The 16762-nt window shown below is 51.3% G+C and carries 12 protein-coding genes; 4 read left to right on the top strand and 8 right to left on the bottom strand.

The genetic code is table 11. The features are described from left to right. Positions 1 to 37: 37 nt before the first annotated feature. The 7 genes from AC07WB_RS00320 to torS all read right to left on the bottom strand — a co-directional run bounded on the left by AC07WB_RS00320 (position 38) and on the right by torS (position 10448). Entirely contained in the window at positions 38 to 535 is a 498-nt protein-coding gene (locus AC07WB_RS00320; RefSeq protein ID WP_320204468.1) for a sugar ABC transporter permease, read from the bottom strand. A gap of 53 nt (positions 536 to 588) precedes the next feature. Next, positions 589 to 2439 (bottom strand): TIGR02594 family protein, encoded by a 1851-nt coding sequence (locus AC07WB_RS00315; RefSeq protein ID WP_097095432.1) that lies wholly within the window; start codon positions 2437 to 2439, stop codon positions 589 to 591. 13 nt (positions 2440 to 2452) lie between these two features. Beyond that, a complete protein-coding gene (locus AC07WB_RS00310; RefSeq protein WP_097095433.1) occupies positions 2453 to 2869 on the bottom strand; it encodes a DUF4431 domain-containing protein in 417 nt (138 codons plus the stop codon). 2 nt (positions 2870 to 2871) lie between these two features. Continuing rightward, entirely contained in the window at positions 2872 to 5571 is a 2700-nt protein-coding gene (locus AC07WB_RS00305) for a type VI secretion system Vgr family protein (RefSeq protein ID WP_097095434.1), read from the bottom strand. Continuing rightward, a complete protein-coding gene (locus AC07WB_RS00300) occupies positions 5568 to 5837 on the bottom strand; it encodes a hypothetical protein (RefSeq protein ID WP_097095435.1) in 270 nt (89 codons plus the stop codon). Before AC07WB_RS00300 ends, AC07WB_RS00305 begins: the two co-directional genes overlap by 4 nt. A 175-nt stretch (positions 5838 to 6012) precedes the next feature. Then, positions 6013 to 6555 (bottom strand): type VI secretion system contractile sheath small subunit, encoded by a 543-nt coding sequence (tssB, locus tag AC07WB_RS00295; protein ID WP_097095436.1) that lies wholly within the window; start codon positions 6553 to 6555, stop codon positions 6013 to 6015. Between the two features lie 1121 nt (positions 6556 to 7676). Further along, positions 7677 to 10448 (bottom strand): TMAO reductase system sensor histidine kinase/response regulator TorS, encoded by a 2772-nt coding sequence (gene torS, locus AC07WB_RS00290; protein WP_494939867.1) that lies wholly within the window; start codon positions 10446 to 10448, stop codon positions 7677 to 7679. A gap of 77 nt (positions 10449 to 10525) precedes the next feature. On the opposite strand from torS, the gene torT reads away from it, so the two are divergent. Beyond that, positions 10526 to 11554 carry a TMAO reductase system periplasmic protein TorT gene (torT, locus tag AC07WB_RS00285; protein ID WP_494939866.1) on the top strand — a complete coding sequence of 343 codons (1029 nt, stop codon included), beginning with the start codon at positions 10526 to 10528 and terminating at the stop codon, positions 11552 to 11554. On the opposite strand, the gene torR is transcribed toward torT, so the two are convergent. Next, positions 11527 to 12219 (bottom strand): two-component system response regulator TorR, encoded by a 693-nt coding sequence (gene torR, locus AC07WB_RS00280; protein ID WP_097095439.1) that lies wholly within the window; start codon positions 12217 to 12219, stop codon positions 11527 to 11529. The genes torT and torR overlap by 28 nt on opposite strands. A gap of 132 nt (positions 12220 to 12351) precedes the next feature. Here torR and torC point away from each other — a divergent pair, with 132 nt between their 5' ends. From torC to torD, 3 genes are read left to right on the top strand one after another with little or no spacing between them, the layout of a single operon-like run. Continuing rightward, positions 12352 to 13515, top strand: coding sequence for a pentaheme c-type cytochrome TorC (gene torC / locus AC07WB_RS00275; protein WP_494939865.1), 1164 nt, complete (start codon positions 12352 to 12354; stop codon positions 13513 to 13515). A 10-nt stretch (positions 13516 to 13525) separates the two neighbouring features. Further along, positions 13526 to 16057: a trimethylamine-N-oxide reductase TorA gene (gene torA / locus AC07WB_RS00270; protein WP_494939864.1), complete on the top strand. Its 2532-nt coding sequence runs from the start codon at positions 13526 to 13528 to the stop codon at positions 16055 to 16057. Between the two features lie 2 nt (positions 16058 to 16059). Further along, a complete protein-coding gene (gene torD, locus AC07WB_RS00265) occupies positions 16060 to 16695 on the top strand; it encodes a molecular chaperone TorD (protein ID WP_494939863.1) in 636 nt (211 codons plus the stop codon). Positions 16696 to 16762: the final 67 nt, after the last annotated feature.

Raw genomic sequence — 16762 nt, 5'->3', positions numbered from 1 at the left:
GACCACATCCCTCATTCCAATAATGATATCACTATCATTACTCATAATTTTTTTGCATCATAAACTCATTTGCACTTGAGCACGCTAAAGTGCCATCATCCAGTGCGACAAATAAAGATGTGAAATCGCTTAACTTAAGGGAGTTACCAATTTTAATAAAGTTTATGAAATACCCATAGGCTCCGTCATCATCACACTGTTCTCGTATCTTTTTAGGTAGAGTAAATGTTACCCGCCAAACACATAACTTTTGTTCGGGAAATTTAAGACTTAAGTGAAAAGGACTACCATCGTTTCTTTTCCGCCCCCATGCATAAGTAATCTCAGAAAGGCCTTTTAATGTAATGCTTTTGTTCTTGAAAACCTCATCATTAATTATATTATCTTTTACTCCATTAGAAGCAAGGGCAATCAGCCCATTTTTATCGTTTGAAATAAATACTTTTTTCAGAAAGTCAACATCTGTTTTTGTTATACACTCATTTGCAAAAGCATTAGAACAGAACAATAATAAAATACTAAATAACAATTTCATCGAAATCTCCAATATAGGTTATATTCGTACATTGTAAACCAATCATCTATTATTCATCGAGTTTTAGTATCATCAAGTGTTAGCATGTTAGACCCAAGATTTTTTCTTAACTTATCAATACTTTCAAAATCTGATGATAAGTCGCCGCCATTTTTAACTATCCTAACCGCGTTAGGATGATATGAAGCCGGAACATAATACCCTATAAGCTCATAATTTAATTGTTCAAGATAAACTTTCTTCAGTGGATTTACTGTCACACTATTCGCTTGATTACCACCTAAAACACCATATTCCCCATCTTTAAACTTGCAATACACAAAGGCAACGTGACCAGTCCACGACCCTCTTTTACGAAAAACAACTATTGCACCATATATAGGCTGAGATATTTTTACAAAATTCTTATTTTTCGAGAAGGACTGAGAACTTGCACTACCAGATATTGCATACCCAGACTCTTTGAGGCAATAATTTACAAAAGAAGCACACCATGGATTAGAGTCACCCACCATAGATGACATATTAATACCAGTTTTCTTATGATAGTTTATTCCACCATCGCCTTCTCTCACCCGTCCCCATTTCCATCTATTCTTACCCTCTTCAAATGCAACCGCCATCCATGGAGCCTCTCGCTGATCATGAGGCAGTAACGCTATCGGATTACCAGATTTTTTCCCCCCAACCGATTCCAGCGCTTTTTTATTAGTATTTACTTTTCTATTTTGCAGTGGTTTTTTACTAGCTGTTTTTAACGTTGGAGGATTAACTGCTGATTTTTCAGTCTCGCCAGCAGTATTACTACCATTTTTTTTTATAGAAATTGATTGTCCCGGGTATATTTTATTAGGATCTGATATATTATTCTGCTGTGCAATATCGTCAACATTCCCACCATTTTTTTCTGCGATCTTCGCCAACGTGTCACCTGGAGCAACGATATATACTGAAGAGCCATTAGTATTGACACCATAAATCGTCAAATTCTGACCAGGGAAGATCTTACTCACATCTTTTATATTATTATTTTTGGCGATTTCATCAGCGCTTGTCTTATAACGATCGGCAATTTTCGAGAGAGAGTCTCCTGACATGACTATGTACTCTATCGGCTTCTGAGCGCTCTTCTCACGTGGGGCTTTGGGGGTCTCGGCAAGTGTTTTTGCAGAGAATTGAGAAAAGTTTCTAGTAAGCAGTATATTCTTCGTTTCATCCCCAGCAACAGCTGAATAAACAACATCCTCTTTTCCAGCAGAATTAGTATATTTGACGACAATAGCCATTCCTTGTTTCGTATGGATGATTGTCTTGAGCTTGCCGTAAGCGTCTGTTTTCCACTCGTAGCTAGTGCTTCCTAGTGTTGCCTTAAATGGCACATCAGCAACTGGTCGAGATCCATCAGAAACAGTCACATTTGTCACATACACCCATTTTTCAGTACCGGGCTTCAAGCCACCTTCTTTTTTACTGATTGCATCCACAACTTTGCCGAATTCATTATCATTCAAGTCAGATATTTTTTTATCTTTTGCAACTCCACTCTCTGAGCTTATAAAATTGGAATAAGCTACTGGGTCATTCCCTGCGGTTTCAGGTGCATACTGCGACATCATGTCAGAGATGGTGTTATCTCGATATTTTCGCTTCAATAATGCACATTTTTCACGCTCCCCAGCCTCCATACTAGAAAAAATCGCAAATGTGTTTTCTTTCGGATTATACACAGTCCCGGCACCTATCCGCCCTTTTTGCTTACTTGCATCAGGCAATGCCATAATATTCCCAGGGTTGTTAAATCTCCAATTCAATGTCCCACCAGTTTTTAGCAAACGAGTTCCATCACCAGCTTCATACTCAACCGTCTTGGTTTCAAGATGGTATGTCGCTTTTACAAATCTCATACATCATCCTTTTTTATTTTTCTTTCGTTGGTTTAAAACTGGTGTCTTTTAGTAAAACTGGAGTCATATGATAGCCTGTGACAGCAAGCATAACATTTCCATCTACAGTGACATGGTGATTAAGTAAATTGCGTTTAGTTTTATAATCTTCACCGTTAATAATGAGCTGAACATTGCTGCCCCAACCTTTTTGCTCATTATTAGCATCAACTACGCACTTTAGCGGGCTATTTAAATGCAGGATCCAGTAGAGTAATTTTTCGTCATGCTTCCTATCTTCTCCCCAATTCGGGGGGCCATAAAACAGCTCTTCTTTCATTACTCCTGAGAGTACAACCTTATCCCCTTCTTTCAGACATGCAGCATATGCATCGAAGTTATAAAATAAGATAGCTATACTCAACGTAAATTTCATAAGCATATTTAACATTGTCAACTAACCTTTGTTAAATTTAATAAAGTTGCGATCATTGATTCAGTCAATGCTGATGACCTATCATCTTCAGAATCTACCTCACTTAAATAAAGATCGGCATCAGATTCTTCATCCCCAAGATCCTCCACACTGTCATCTTCAGTTGATGAAATAGAAAGATCTTCTTTAACCCAGGTTTCTCGCCCAATAATTAAGTTTATTGTATCGCTTTCAGGAAGTACTATTTTCGGGAAGCGACCTGAACTATCCACAGTACCAGCCGACAGGATTTTCCCATTACTGTCAGTAATGCTATACGGCTGATTTATCATCCAGTCCATACTTTGGCTGACACTATCGGCACCAGGGAAAGCAAAACGTAAACTTTGTTCGCCAGGTTCCATTACAGGAAATACAGGCATCGTGACCTTTTCTGATGCGCTTGCTTTACGCCCATAGTGTCCTGCTTTCGTACGATATTCACCTGCAGTAGCAGATTCAATCGCACTTGCATCAATCCTGATATAGCTCCCGCCGCCATTCAGAGTCAGCTTCTTCTTCGCGATGATTTTTATTTCATCTTCGGTACTGACGATGCTGATTTCCTTGCGGGCTATTAATTCCATCAAGTCGTTCTGTGCCTGTACCTGTACCGGTCCCTGATTAGCAATGAGTTTAATGCCGAGCTTACGCACAAACACGCTGAGCGCATTACCAACACCCACAAACAAATTCCTCACCACGCTGATATCGGCATTCTTACCGGCTGTGGCGATCAAGTTCTGCCCGGCAGATACCTGCAGATGTTGTCCGCTGGTCAGTGCGATGCCGTCCGGCGCACTCATCAGCAGCACCGATTTCTTGAGCTCCGTCAGCTGCTGCTCCAGCAGTTTTACCTGCGCCTGCAGATCAGCGGGGTTCGCGGTCGCCTTCTGCGCATCATCGGAGATTGAAGTCATCTGCTCCCGGGCATCACCCAGATTGCTGACCGCCGGCTGCATCTCCAGCACCTGATCTTGTGCTTTCGTCTGGCCATCAGCGCTGATAAATATCCCTTTCTGCGCACGTACAGCCCCCCAGCTGTCGGTTCTGAGCTCAAAACCCTCGCCGCGCTTTTGCTTCTCACTGTCAACCAGATGTCCGAGGTTCAGCTGACTCTTGCCGCCATATTCCGTACTGACCTTGATATGCTCTTTCCCGCGCTCATCATCGAGGCGGATTTTGTTGTTCGCCGGGGTGCGCAGGACGTTGCGTTTGTAGTTGCGGATGGTGACGTGGTCGCCGTGCGCCGAGTCGTGCAGCACGCCAGAAATATAAGGCCTGTCCGGGTTACCGTCTTCAAAGCCAATCGCCACCTCGGTGCCCGCCAGCAGCGGCAGGTGCAGGCCATAGGTGTTGCCTGCGTATGGCCGTGACTGACGCACCCACAGGCTTTCGAACCCGGTCTCCCAGTTATCGCGGTCAAACAGCATATTGACGCGGTAGCGCCCGTCTTTATCGATATGGCCGTAGGTATCGTTTTCGGTGGTACTGGTGACGCGGGCCGGTAACGTGCCGGCCATCACCGGGCGTGAGCCAGGTTTCGGTCGGAAGCAAAAATCAGTGCTGTCCGGGATACCGTCAAACCTGACGCCAAAATCTTCATCCCGCCGCGCATGGCTGTGCATCGCCGTGATGACCACGCCATGCGCAAACACCTCAGCCACTTCGTACCCGCCGGTGACTTTCAGCACCTGCCCCGGAGAGAGGATCGGGCAGCTGGTGATGGCATGGGTCTGCGTCTGACCATTCAAATAGCGCTCATGGCGAATGCGGGCATAAAACGCCCCGGACTCCGGGGCCGGATTGCGGTCATGGTGACTTCCCGCCGTCAGATAGTTATCAGCATAGTGATAGGCATCACCGTAGGTGGTGGCATCCCCGCGGGTCGCATCGACCTGGGTGTTCATGTCATCCGAGGCCTGGCGGTAGTTGTAATCACGGGTGCTGACCTGCTTCTGCACTACGTTATGATGGCTTTCCATCCCCCACACCGAGTCCACACCTTCCGAATGCTGTCCTGATGGCGGAACCGATGGCAGCATCAGACCTTTTTCATAACCCTGTTGACCGTCGTAAAACTCCACGACGTCGATGTTCAGACGCGTGTCGGTGGTAAAGCGGAACCAGATGCCGATCTCACCCAACAGACGGGTAATAAAGTGCAGGTCGTCCTCGCCGTACTGCATCACCTGCTCACGGCGTGGATATTCCTGTGTCAGTGAGAACAGGAAATCCTGACCGCGCATGCTGTGACGCTCGCGCAGAATTTTTTCCACGATTTGTGGGACCGACATGTCCTGATAAATGGCGTTCTGGTGCGAACGGTCAAGCAGCGCCAGGCGTGGCTGAAGCGTCAGGGCATAATGGGTTTCATCCTTTGAGGTGCTGAGGCGTTCAAAACCACTCACCACGCCCTGAAGGATACGCACGGCCTGCTGCATTTTGATGCCGTAACCCTGGTCAACCGGGGCCTGCAGCGTCAGGGAGGCCGCTTTCATCAGCATCATTTCTTTGCTGATGGCATGGTCAGAGCTTGTGAATTCAATGCGGTAGCGGAACGGCGTGCTCAGGGCTTCATCGCCTTCAAACGCCAGCACATCGAGTTCTGCTTCACATCCCTTCACCGACAGCTGATGATGGTTGTGGCTGAATCTGATTAGGGGATGGGGGCTCATGCGCGCACTCCTTCAGTCCAGTCAAATTCCAGCACAATCTCTTCTTCCTCATTCCAGCCAAGCGTCAGGGAGTGTGGTTTTTGCTTCGCAGCTATGTGGGTCAGCAGCTGCTGGCTCAGCACCGGCAGAATCTGCTGATTGAGCAGCCAGTGCTCCGGCTGAATTTCGGCGTGTGCGCGGGTCTGGCACAGCGATGCGGCAGCCTCCAGCGTCTGCGCACAGAACGGGTTAAGGCGACGCAGCAAGGCGGCTGACTGACTATCCATAGCAAAACTCTCCTAATTGCGGACACGCTACCGCCCGTCGCCGTGAACCAAAGCGCATAAGGTAAGCAGGCCTGATAATGAAAGTGGTTTGTGGCTATACCCGCATCGGATGCACCCACAAATCAGCTTCTGAACATGCGGGCGGACTGAAGGCCGCCCCTACCGCGCCATCCACTCAAGCGATTACGCTAAATAGTTCGTGCGGTAACAAGGCGGTGGAGCGTTCGCTCCATGTGTACGAATGAATGATGTTGCCGTCTTTGTAGGTCCAGGTGATTTTTTCGTAACGCAGTTCAATGCGCTCAAGGTGGTTGTGCTTCTCTTTGGAAGGATTAGCCTTCAGGTCGCGTAATAGATTGCGCATGGCGAGCACCGCGTTGAGCTGCGGAATTTGACGGGCGACCGGCTCCGGCTCGAAGTCTTTCATTTCATTGAGGGAGAGGCTGACGTTTTCTTCGCTGCCGTCACCGGCAAGGGTGTTGGCTACAGAAAGGTTTATAGAAGGATAAAAGTCGGCTAACACGCAGTCGAAATTGTTTTTATTAATGTTGATCTTTTCACGCTCAGATACAGGACGCTGTTCAGCGCCGTTACTGTAATCACCCACAACGACCAGTTTGAGGGGTAATTCAATCTTTTTCTGTGCATTGCCCGTGTGCAGTCTGAGCTGGATGTTAACGCGGGCCTTGGGGATCTCAGACTGATAGGAGTAAGACATAGCTGTCCCTATTCTATGGAATGATAGAAACGGTCAATGCCACTGAGAAATTAATAAGAATGGCTAACCCTGCCAGAACTACCTCCCCCCCTCACGTCATCCGACGAGAGTCAACAAACGGAGTCAAAAGCGAGCGCATTCCATTCACCAGCAAGCTGACACTGTATCTTTGGATGTTTATCTGAAATGAAATAATTTCGGATAAGTCCCAATGCGCGGAGTGTAGTAACGCAAAGTAATAAATTGGAAATAAAAATATGTAACATAAATTTACAATTAATGGATTTAACAAAATAAGATCATCAGCATGATTTATAAGACTTTTCTTGCAATACCCTCTTCAGCCCTTGCGGTGTAAGAGAGTGTGGCAAATGATCAATTTGACTTAGTGTTTAAAATTTTCAGAAAAACCATGCATTGCACGTGGGATTTTATTTTTGGTTTTTTTATTGAAAATGAGATCTCGTCCGTGACCGGACAAAAGGATAGATAGCGCAGGGCCTCAGGAGCAATATTCTTTGTTTAGATGAGACTTATTGATGTTTACCGCGAAAATCGGAGAATGTTGACGATGTGGCTCACTCACATATCTTAACGCAGTGAGAGATTAGTGCCCCATAGAAACTGCGCGGAATCCCTAAATACTCCGACAACTATTAGGTAGCTTCATGTAAGAAATTTAGCAATGGGTGTGGAACGAAGCGCGCGGAAAACAACTGGGTTTGCTATCCGGCTGGAATGTTTGTTCTTGCAGGCAGTAATGTGATCCAGTTCGACTCCATAATGACTGCCGAAAGGGCATGATCCTGGAAAAACTTCCACACAATCCAACAGATCCCCGACCATCCTAAACTTAAACGGTGCGAGCAGTTTGCCATCATCTGAAAATCCACAGGCCAGTGCCGACTTTTTTTACCAGCACTGCAGCACTTTCACCGTACTCTTAGGCCAAAATCTCGTGGCCCCAGTCATCATAAAAACCTTCACGGTGAAGTAAAATAACAAGATTAAACCCCAATCAAGCTGCTGATTTTTCACACAAAAACCAGTAAGGAAAAGAGTTTGGGGATGCATGTGAGGGTCTCTTTTTTATCAAAGTAAATTAATTTTATTATTATCAATTACTTAACAACCCAATTCGACTCCTGTAATCCCTCACCACTTGAGTCACTTTGCGCCTCACGATTCTCCTGATAAATCCACGCCTCCACCTCCACCAACCCGCGTTCAACAATGGCTCTTAGAGGGATATCCGCTTGAGGATCCTGCTCCAGCCGTGCGCAGGCTTGCCAGGCGGTTTGCATTCCCAAACTGCCGCAGCTACTTTTGAGCTGATGCGCTAACTTCGATACGATTTCATCCTGTTCGGCAGATTCAATGTCATCCAGCAACGGCATTGCATGCTGGCGAAACAATGCAAGCCAACTACGCAGCGTATCCGCACCAAAGGTGTCGTAATCCTGCTTTAGTTGGTTAGTGTTGAGATCCGTTACGGGGGCAGAAGCCAGAAAGCGCACTATCTGACGGCACAGCGTTTCACCGTGGACGGGTTTCTGGATAATGCCGCAGAACAGCTTGTCAGCATGCGGCTGCAACTCGTCGGGAACGCTTGCGCTGAAGCCGATACGCCGCGTGGCGGGATAAAATTGCGCCAGTTTTCGTGCCAACTCGATGCCATTCGCATCGGGTAACGCGAAATCTACCAGCGCACAATCGATGTCATCGCCTTGTGCCAAAAACGCCAACGCTGACTCACCGCTACCGGCAATACTGACGCGTGCGCCCTTACGTTTCAGCATTTCTGCCGTAATCTGCTGCGTCAGCGGATTGTCTTCAATAATTAACACATGCAAATGGCTAAGGTCGGCGGGAGCAGAATCGGGCAATAACACCGTGGCCGATGCATGAACCAGCGGCAACGTCAGCCGGAAACAACTGCCGACCTCCGGCTGGCTGGTGACGGTTAACTGGCCCTGCATCGCCTGCGCCAAACCGCGACAAATCGCCAAGCCTAAACCGGTGCCGCCCTTGCCGGGTTGTAGCTGGACGAAAGGCGCGAAAATGGCCTCCTGATGGTCATGCGCAATACCGCAACCCTCGTCATCAACCTCAATAAACCACTCAGAGGCGCAACTCTTCATACGCAGCACGATGGCGCCATTTTCGGTGAATCTCAACGCATTCATCACCAGGTTCATCACAATTTGTCGTAATCGGTGTACATCTCCCTGTATCCATTCTGGTACATGCGCATCCACTTCAATGTTGAGCGCCAGCCCTTTGTTGTGGGCACGGCCATTCATCAACTGCGCAACACTGCCGAGCAGCTGGCGCGGTTCGAACGGTGCGTTGTGTAGAGTGATGGTTTTCGGACTGGACTCAATCGCCGAATAATCAAGAATATCGTTAAGGATAAACAGCAGCGTTTCGCCGGAATCGTTGATCGCTTGCACATAGCGTCGATCGCTGATGTTAAGCGGCTGATCGGCAAGCAGCTGCGCGGTACCCAAAATCCCGTGTAATGGCGTGCGAATTTCGTGGCTCATCGCCGCCAGAAATGCGGACTTTGCGCGGTTAGCCTGCTCAGCATCCGCGCGCGCCTGATGATGTTCGACCACCAGCGCCTGCAACTCTTCGGTGCGGTTTTTTACTAACTCCGCCAAATGCTGCTGCTGATATTGCAACGCCCGGACATTGGTACGAAAGGCCTCCATCAGGCGGCTGATGGTATTGAGTTCGCGGGCATTGCCACTGGAGGGAAAGGGAGAGTCGAGATCGCCGTCGAGTAGACGTTGCAGCGCATCGGTTTGCCGCGCCAGCGGCAGCGAAACCGAGCGATAAACCAACCGCCACAGCACCAGAGATAAGGTCAGCAATGCCATCACACCCAACAGCGCCAGTGCGACGGTACCGAGTACGCGCGCGCGGTTTACCCGGCTCAGCGCCTCCGCGTTACGCTGTTCAATCTCGCTCACCTGCCGTTCCATTTCGCTACTGAAACGGCTGAAAAGCGTGAAATTTTGCTGCGATAGCGTTGCTAATTGTGCGTGTAAGCGCTGCTGCTGCTGGCACATTTCAAGCAGCGTGGTGTAATGCGCAACAATCGCCAGCGCCTCGCGAATATCTTGTCTGATACGGGGATCTTCAACGCGCTGCTGGCGACGATGCAGTACCTGTATCAACTCTGCCAGCGGTGTCTCTGCCGGCTCCGCCGCGCCGTTATAGCGCTTCAACGTCATCACTATCTGCTCAACGCGTAGCGCAATGAGGCGCAATTCGCCCATCTGATTGAGATACTCAAGATCAACATCAATCAACCGGTCGAGTGCCTGCCCGGCGGCGGCGGTATGCTGTTGCTCGATGAGATCGTAGATGCCTGCCTGCGTTGCGCCTGCTGCGGTGGCCGCATTACTCGCCTGCCCCTGCGCCAAATCAACAATGCGATGTGCGGCTGCTCCAATATTATCGCTCAACTGGCGCTGCTGCTGGGTGAGCTGCAGGCGCTGATGCACCACATCGCCCTGCTGGATGATCGCCTGCCGGTTAGCGGTCTCCAGCTGCACCATCGCGCGAGTATCAAAGCCTTGTGCGCTAAGCTGGTGGAGGAGATAAACGATTTTCTGGCTCTGCTTGCCCAGCATAGTGCGTTGAACCTGCCACTCCTGCTCATCCTGGGCGCTAAGGAGCTGCTGTGCAGAAAAGAGCACCCTGGCGCTCGCTACACTAAGGTGACGCGCCATGTTCATGCTGGAAAGGAGCGATTGGGTATCGGCCTGTTCAACGCGGCCGACATAGCGCAGATTCAGCCAGCCCGTGGCCACGCTCAGCAGCGTGAGTAACGCCATCAGGGCAAAAGCCAGCCATAACCGACGAATTAAGGAAGTATTAGCCATGCGGTTTCGCGCTAAAAAGAGTTGAGTCCGGCGGGCGAATGCCACTAGCATTAGCCGCACTTTGTTTGAGGTTATTTATGCGCATACTTCTTTTAACGTTGTTAGTGCTGGCAATGCCGCTGCAGGCAGCGCTACCGCTGCTGCACTGGCAGGACAATCGCAGCAGCTCCCCCGCCGCCAGCCTGCCAGCACTGAGCGCTTCACGTGCCTGGAAATTGTGCGCACTTTACCCCAATCTGAAAGACGGTTACTGGCTCTCGATCAATTATGGGATGAGTAAAGCGGCAGCCCGATTAGGCGTCACGCTCAATGTTTTTGAAGCCGGTGGCTATCGTCAGGGCGACGTACAGCAACATCAGCTGGAAGCCTGCCAGCGCTGGGGAGCAGAGGCTATTTTACTCGGCAGCAGCGTGGCAACGTTTCCTGGTGCGGTGTTATTTGCCCAACACACCCCGATCATTGAGGTGGTGAATGCCGTTAACGATGTTCCGGCGCGGACGCGCGTTGGCGTTCCCTGGTATCAAATGGGATATCAAATTGGCCACTATCTGGTGGCGCATCATCAAGATGAGCCGATGCAGATTCTACTGATGCCAGGACCGATTGATGCGGGAGGGAGCCAGGAGATGAGCAGCGGTTTCCGGGCAGCACTCACTGGCAGCCTGCTGAAAATCGTCGATGTTGCCTATGGCGATAATGACATTGAGGTGCAGCGTAACCTGTTACAGGACCGCCTGGAGCGCTATCCCGAAATCAATCTGGTGGCGGGCACGGCGATTGCAGCGGAAGTGGCCATGGGCGAAGGGCGTAATCGGACAACACCGCTGGAGATCGCCTCATTTTATTTAACCCATCAGGTCTATCGTGGATTGAAGCGCGATCGCATCGTGGTTGCGGCCAGCGATCAGATGGTTTGGCAGGGTGAGCTCGCCGTGGAGCAAGCGGTGCGGGTACTACAAGGCCAACGCGTACCGGATAATATCAGCCCGCCGATATTGATTTTGACAGCAAAAAACAGCAACAGCGCCGGTGTTGCGCTTTCGCTCTCTCCTCCGGGATTTCGTCCGGTGTATTTCTATCAACGCACGTCAGCTGCCAGTAAATAACCTTCGCCATGCTGAGTCACAAACAGCTCACTGCGCAACTTACTGCGCAGGCGGCGAATTAACACATCGACGGTGCGCATATCAGGCTGATCGACGCGGCTGGATGTCAGCATACGCAGCAGACGCTCGCGACTCAGTATCTGGCCCGGATTCGTCACAAAAGCCACCAGCATCTCGTATTCGGCGCGCGTCAGTTTGATCAACTCCCCTTCATGCTCCAGCGTATGGCGGGAAATATTCAGGCTGTAACCAGCAAACAGATAGCTATTCTCCTCCTGCAGCGGCTGCGCCTGGCGCGCCAGATCGATGCGCCACAGCAGATTTTTCACCCGCACCACCAGTTCGCGCAGCTCGAGCGGCTTTGTAACATAATCATCGGCGCCCATTTCCAGCCCGACGATACGATCAATTTGATCGCTGCGTCCCGTGACCAAAATAATGCCCACCGTGGATCGCTCGCGCAGCGCACGCGTGAGTTGCAGGCCATTTTCACCGGGCAGATTGATGTCCAGCAGGACTAAATCAACGGGTTGCAGCAGCATGTGTTCTCGCAATCCCGCACCGCTGCTGGTCACCGAAACGCGATATCCCTCCTGAATGAAGTAGTCGCGCAACCGCGCCTGCGTCACCACATCATCTTCAACAATCACTATGTGATGCGACATCGCTGGCCCATTCCTTTCTGTTCATAACTGTTCATATTACGCCGTATTCTGTTCATGCCGCCCGCTGACCTTGTTCATATCTCATCCCTAAAATTGCCGCGCGATATAGCTAAAAAAAACAGGGTTACAGCAATGAAAACACTATGGAAGCGATTACGCCGACCCAGCGCACGTTGGTCAGTGCTGGCAATCCTGCTCGTCGGGATTGTCATTGGATTAGCCGTTATTGTGGTACCTCACACCGGGATTAAACTGACCAGCTCGACAGAGTTTTGCGTGAGCTGTCACGGGATGCAGCAACCGTACAAAGAGTATAAGCAGTCCACCCACTTCAAGAATCCATCAGGCGTTCGCGCAGAGTGCCGCGATTGCCATATCCCCCGTGATATTCCGGGCATGCTAAAGCGCAAGCTGGAAGCAAGTAATGATCTCTATCAGGCTCTGATTGCGCGGTCGATTGATACGCCAGAAAAGTTTGAAGCGAAGCGCTTAATCCTTGCTGAGCGCGAGTGGAAGCGCATGAAAGAGAGCAATTCCGCCGTATGTCGCGGTTGCCATAACTATGATGCGATGGATCATACGCGCCAGAAACCCGAGGCTGCGCGCCAGATGAGTGCCGCCGCGCTGGAAAATCGCTCCTGTATTGACTGCCATAAAGGTATCACTCATCAGCTGCCCGATATGAGCAGCGGTTTCCGTAAACAGTTTGAAGAGATGCGCAAAACCGCCGATGCCAACAGTAGCGGCGATACTTTGTTCGCACTCGATATGAAGCCGCTCTTTGCCAACAAAACCGACAGCGCCCCCTCAGGATCACTGCTGCCCGCTTCTGAAGTGCATGTCGTGAAGCGTGACGGCGACTGGCTGCAAGTGCAGGTCACCGGCTGGACCGAAACCGAAGGTCGCCAGCGCGTGCTGTCACTCATGCCAGGCAAACGTATTTTTGTCTCTTCCATCCGCGACGATCTGCAAAAAGACGCGAAAACGCTGGAAACCACCACGGTTACGGCCACGAACGTGAAATGGAGCAAACTGCAAACCACCGCGTGGATGCAGAAAGGCGACATGGTTAATGACAGCAAACCGATTTGGGCCTATGCCAGCGCGCTTTACAGCGGCACCTGTAATCAGTGTCACGGCGCGCCGGATAAAGCGCACTTTGATGCCAACGGCTGGATCGGCACCCTCAACGGCATGATCGGCTTCACCAGTCTGGATAAACGTGAAGAACGTACCTTGCTGAAATATCTCCAGTTGAATGCGTCCGATACCGGCGGCGCGCAGCAGAAACACTAAGGAAGCGAGCATGAAACATACTGATTCGTTTAACCAATCACGCCGCCGCTTTCTTGTTCAGCTCGGCGGACTGAGCGCGCTGGGCATGTTTGCGCCCTCGCTGCTGGTGCCACGTCAGGCACAGGCGGCAACCCATGCGGCACAAGGTATTCTCACCGGATCACACTGGGGTGCAATTCGCGCTACGGTGGTGGAGGGTCGCTTTGTGAAAGCCACGCCGTTTGAGCAAGACCGTTATCCCAGCAAAATCATCGCCGGATTACCGGATCACGTGCATAGCACCGCCCGCGTGCGCTACCCGATGGTGCGGGTGGACTGGCTGCGTAAACGCCATCAAAGCGATACGCGTCAGCGCGGCGATAACCGTTTTGTTCGCGTGAGCTGGGACGAAGCGCTGGACCTGTTCTATCAAGAGCTGGAACGCGTGCAGACGACTTATGGTCCAAGCGCGTTACTGAGCGGCAGTGGCTGGCAATCTACCGGTATGTTCCACAACGCCGGTGGCATGCTGAGCCGTGCGCTGGCGCTGCATGGCGCCTCTGTTGGCAGCGGCGGTGACTACTCCACGGGTGCAGCACAGGTGATTCTGCCGCGCGTTGTTGGATCGATGGAAGTTTACGAACAACAGACGTCATGGCCGCTGGTGCTGGAAAACAGCAAAACGCTGCTGCTGTGGGGATCCGACATGGTGAAAAACCAGCAGGCAAACTGGTGGTGCCCGGATCACGACGTGTATGACTATTACGCGCAGCTAAAAGAGAAGGTCGAGAAAGGCGAGATCCGCGTCGTCAGCGTCGATCCCGTGGTATCCAGCACCCATGAATTTTTGGGGCGCGATAAGGTGCAGCATATTGCTCTGCATCCACAAACTGACGTCCCCCTCCTGCTGGCACTCGCGCATACTCTCTACAGTGAAAAGCTGCACGACAGCCAGTTCCTCAGCACCTATTGCGTGGGCTTTGAGCAGTTCCTGCCTTATCTCACTGGGGAAACCGACGGCCAGCCAAAAGATGCCGAATGGGCAGCAACCTTAACCGGTATTGATGCACAGACGATTCGCGCTCTGGCGCGTCAGCTGGCGGCCGATCGTAGCCAGATTATCGCGGGCTGGTGCGTGCAGCGCATGCAGCACGGCGAGCAATGGGCGTGGATGGTGGTGGTGCTGGCCGCGATGCTGGGCCAAATTGGTCTGCCAGGCGGTGGCTTCGGTTTCGGCTGGCATTACAACGGCGCGGGTACGCCAACACGTAACGGCATCATCCTGAGCGGTTTCTCCGGCTCAACGACAACGCCGCCGCGTCACACCAGCACCGACTACAAAGGTTACAGCAGCACTATCCCCATCGCGCGTTTTGTTGATGCCATGCTGGAACCTGGCAAAGTGATCAACTGGAACGGCAAAAAAGTCACCCTGCCACAGCTGAAGATGTGTGTGTTTGCCGGTACCAACCCGTTCCATCGCCATCAGCAAACTAACCGTATCATTGAAGGCTGGCAGACGCTGGAAACCGTGGTATCGATTGATAACCAGTGGACCGCAACCTGCCGCTTCGCCGATATCGTGCTGCCCGCGACCACGCAGTTCGAGCGCAATGATATCGATCAGTACGGCAATCTCTCAAACCGTGGTCTGCTCGGCATGAAGCAAATTGTGCCACCACAGTTTGAAGCGCGTAACGACTTCGATATTTTCCGCGACCTATGCCGTCGCTTTGATCGCGAACAGGCCTTCACCGAAGGGCTGGATGAGATGGGCTGGCTGAAGCGTATTTATCAGGATGGCGCCAAGCAGGGTAAAGGCCGCGGCCTGCAGTTACCGGCATTCGACGCTTTCTGGAATGAGAGCGGCTATATCGAGTTTAACGATCCGAAGCTGTTTGTTCGTCATCAGGCATTCCGTAACGACCCCGATCTGGAGCCGTTAGGAACGCCGAGTGGCTTAATTGAGATCTACTCGAAGAGCATTGCCGATCTGCACTATGACGATTGTCAGGGTCACCCGATGTGGTTTGAAAAAGCCGAGCGCTCGCACGGTGGACCGGGATCGTCACGCTATCCGCTGCATCTGCAGTCGGTGCATCCCGATTTCCGTTTACATTCGCAACTCTGCGAATCCGAAACGCTGCGTGCACAATACAGCGTGGCGGGCAAAGAGCCGGTTTATATCAGCCCGCAGGATGCCAGCGCACGCGGGATTCGCAGCGGCGATGTGGTCCGCGTATTTAATGCGCGCGGTCAGGTGCTGGCGGGCGCGGTGGTCACCGATCGTTACAAGCCAGGCGTGATTCGCATCCATGAAGGCGCGTGGTACAACCCAGATCGCGGCGGCGTAGTGGGTGCACTGTGCAAATATGGCAATCCGAATGTGCTTACACTGGACGTTGGCTCGTCGCAGTTGGCTCAGGCAACCAGCGCACATACCGCTATCGTGAATATCGAGAAATATCAGGGTGATATCGCGCCGGTAACGGCTTTCGGCGGTCCAACTGAGATGATCGCGAAGTGTGACTACATTCCGAAGCCAGAAGAGGCGAGTGCGTAATCATGGCGGGTCAATTAACACCTCATCATTACGCCTGCTTGTATGGCTGGTTCGCCGGGATGTTCGCCCGTGAATTAGACGAGCAGCAGCTTGCGCAGTTGCAGAGCCCGGATGTGGCGTTATGGCTTGAGCATCTGGCTGCCGAGGCTGCATTACAGGATGGCGTGCTCGCCTCCCGGAACAGCATCGCGGCGCTGCAATTGCGCCCCGATGCGCGTCTGGAACTGGCGGCTGATTTTGCCGGTCTGTTCCTGATGTCGCAAAAACAGGCGGCGTTGCCTTATGCCTCCTGTTATGAGCCGGGTAATGCGCGCTTCCGTCAGGCTGCCTGTGAAGAGATGCAGGCGCTGCTGCTGGAAGCCGGTTTGGAGCGCGATCGGGCGTTTCCTGAACCGGAAGATCATCTGGCGATTTGCCTTGAGTTGTTGAGCTACCTGAGTTTTGCCGCCAGCGAAAACAGAGCGAATGCCGCGGCCTGTCTGGCGCTGCGCGACAAGACGCTTGGACTGCTGTGGCGTTGGCTACCCGCTTTTACCGCACACTGCACTGAGCATGACGCATTCGGTTTTTATGCTGCACAGAGCCAGCTGTTACTGGCTCTGGTAACCTATGACCGTATGAGCCAGAACGCTCTCTAATCTTTGCAAAAGCGGGCACAGTCGCCAATCGATCTGCGCCCGCACTTTACTTCCCCCCTAATCTCCG

The sequence above is a fragment of the Pantoea sp. GW821-FHT03E06 genome (assembly GCF_059420725.1).
This window is presented reverse-complemented; position numbering and strand designations above follow the sequence as displayed.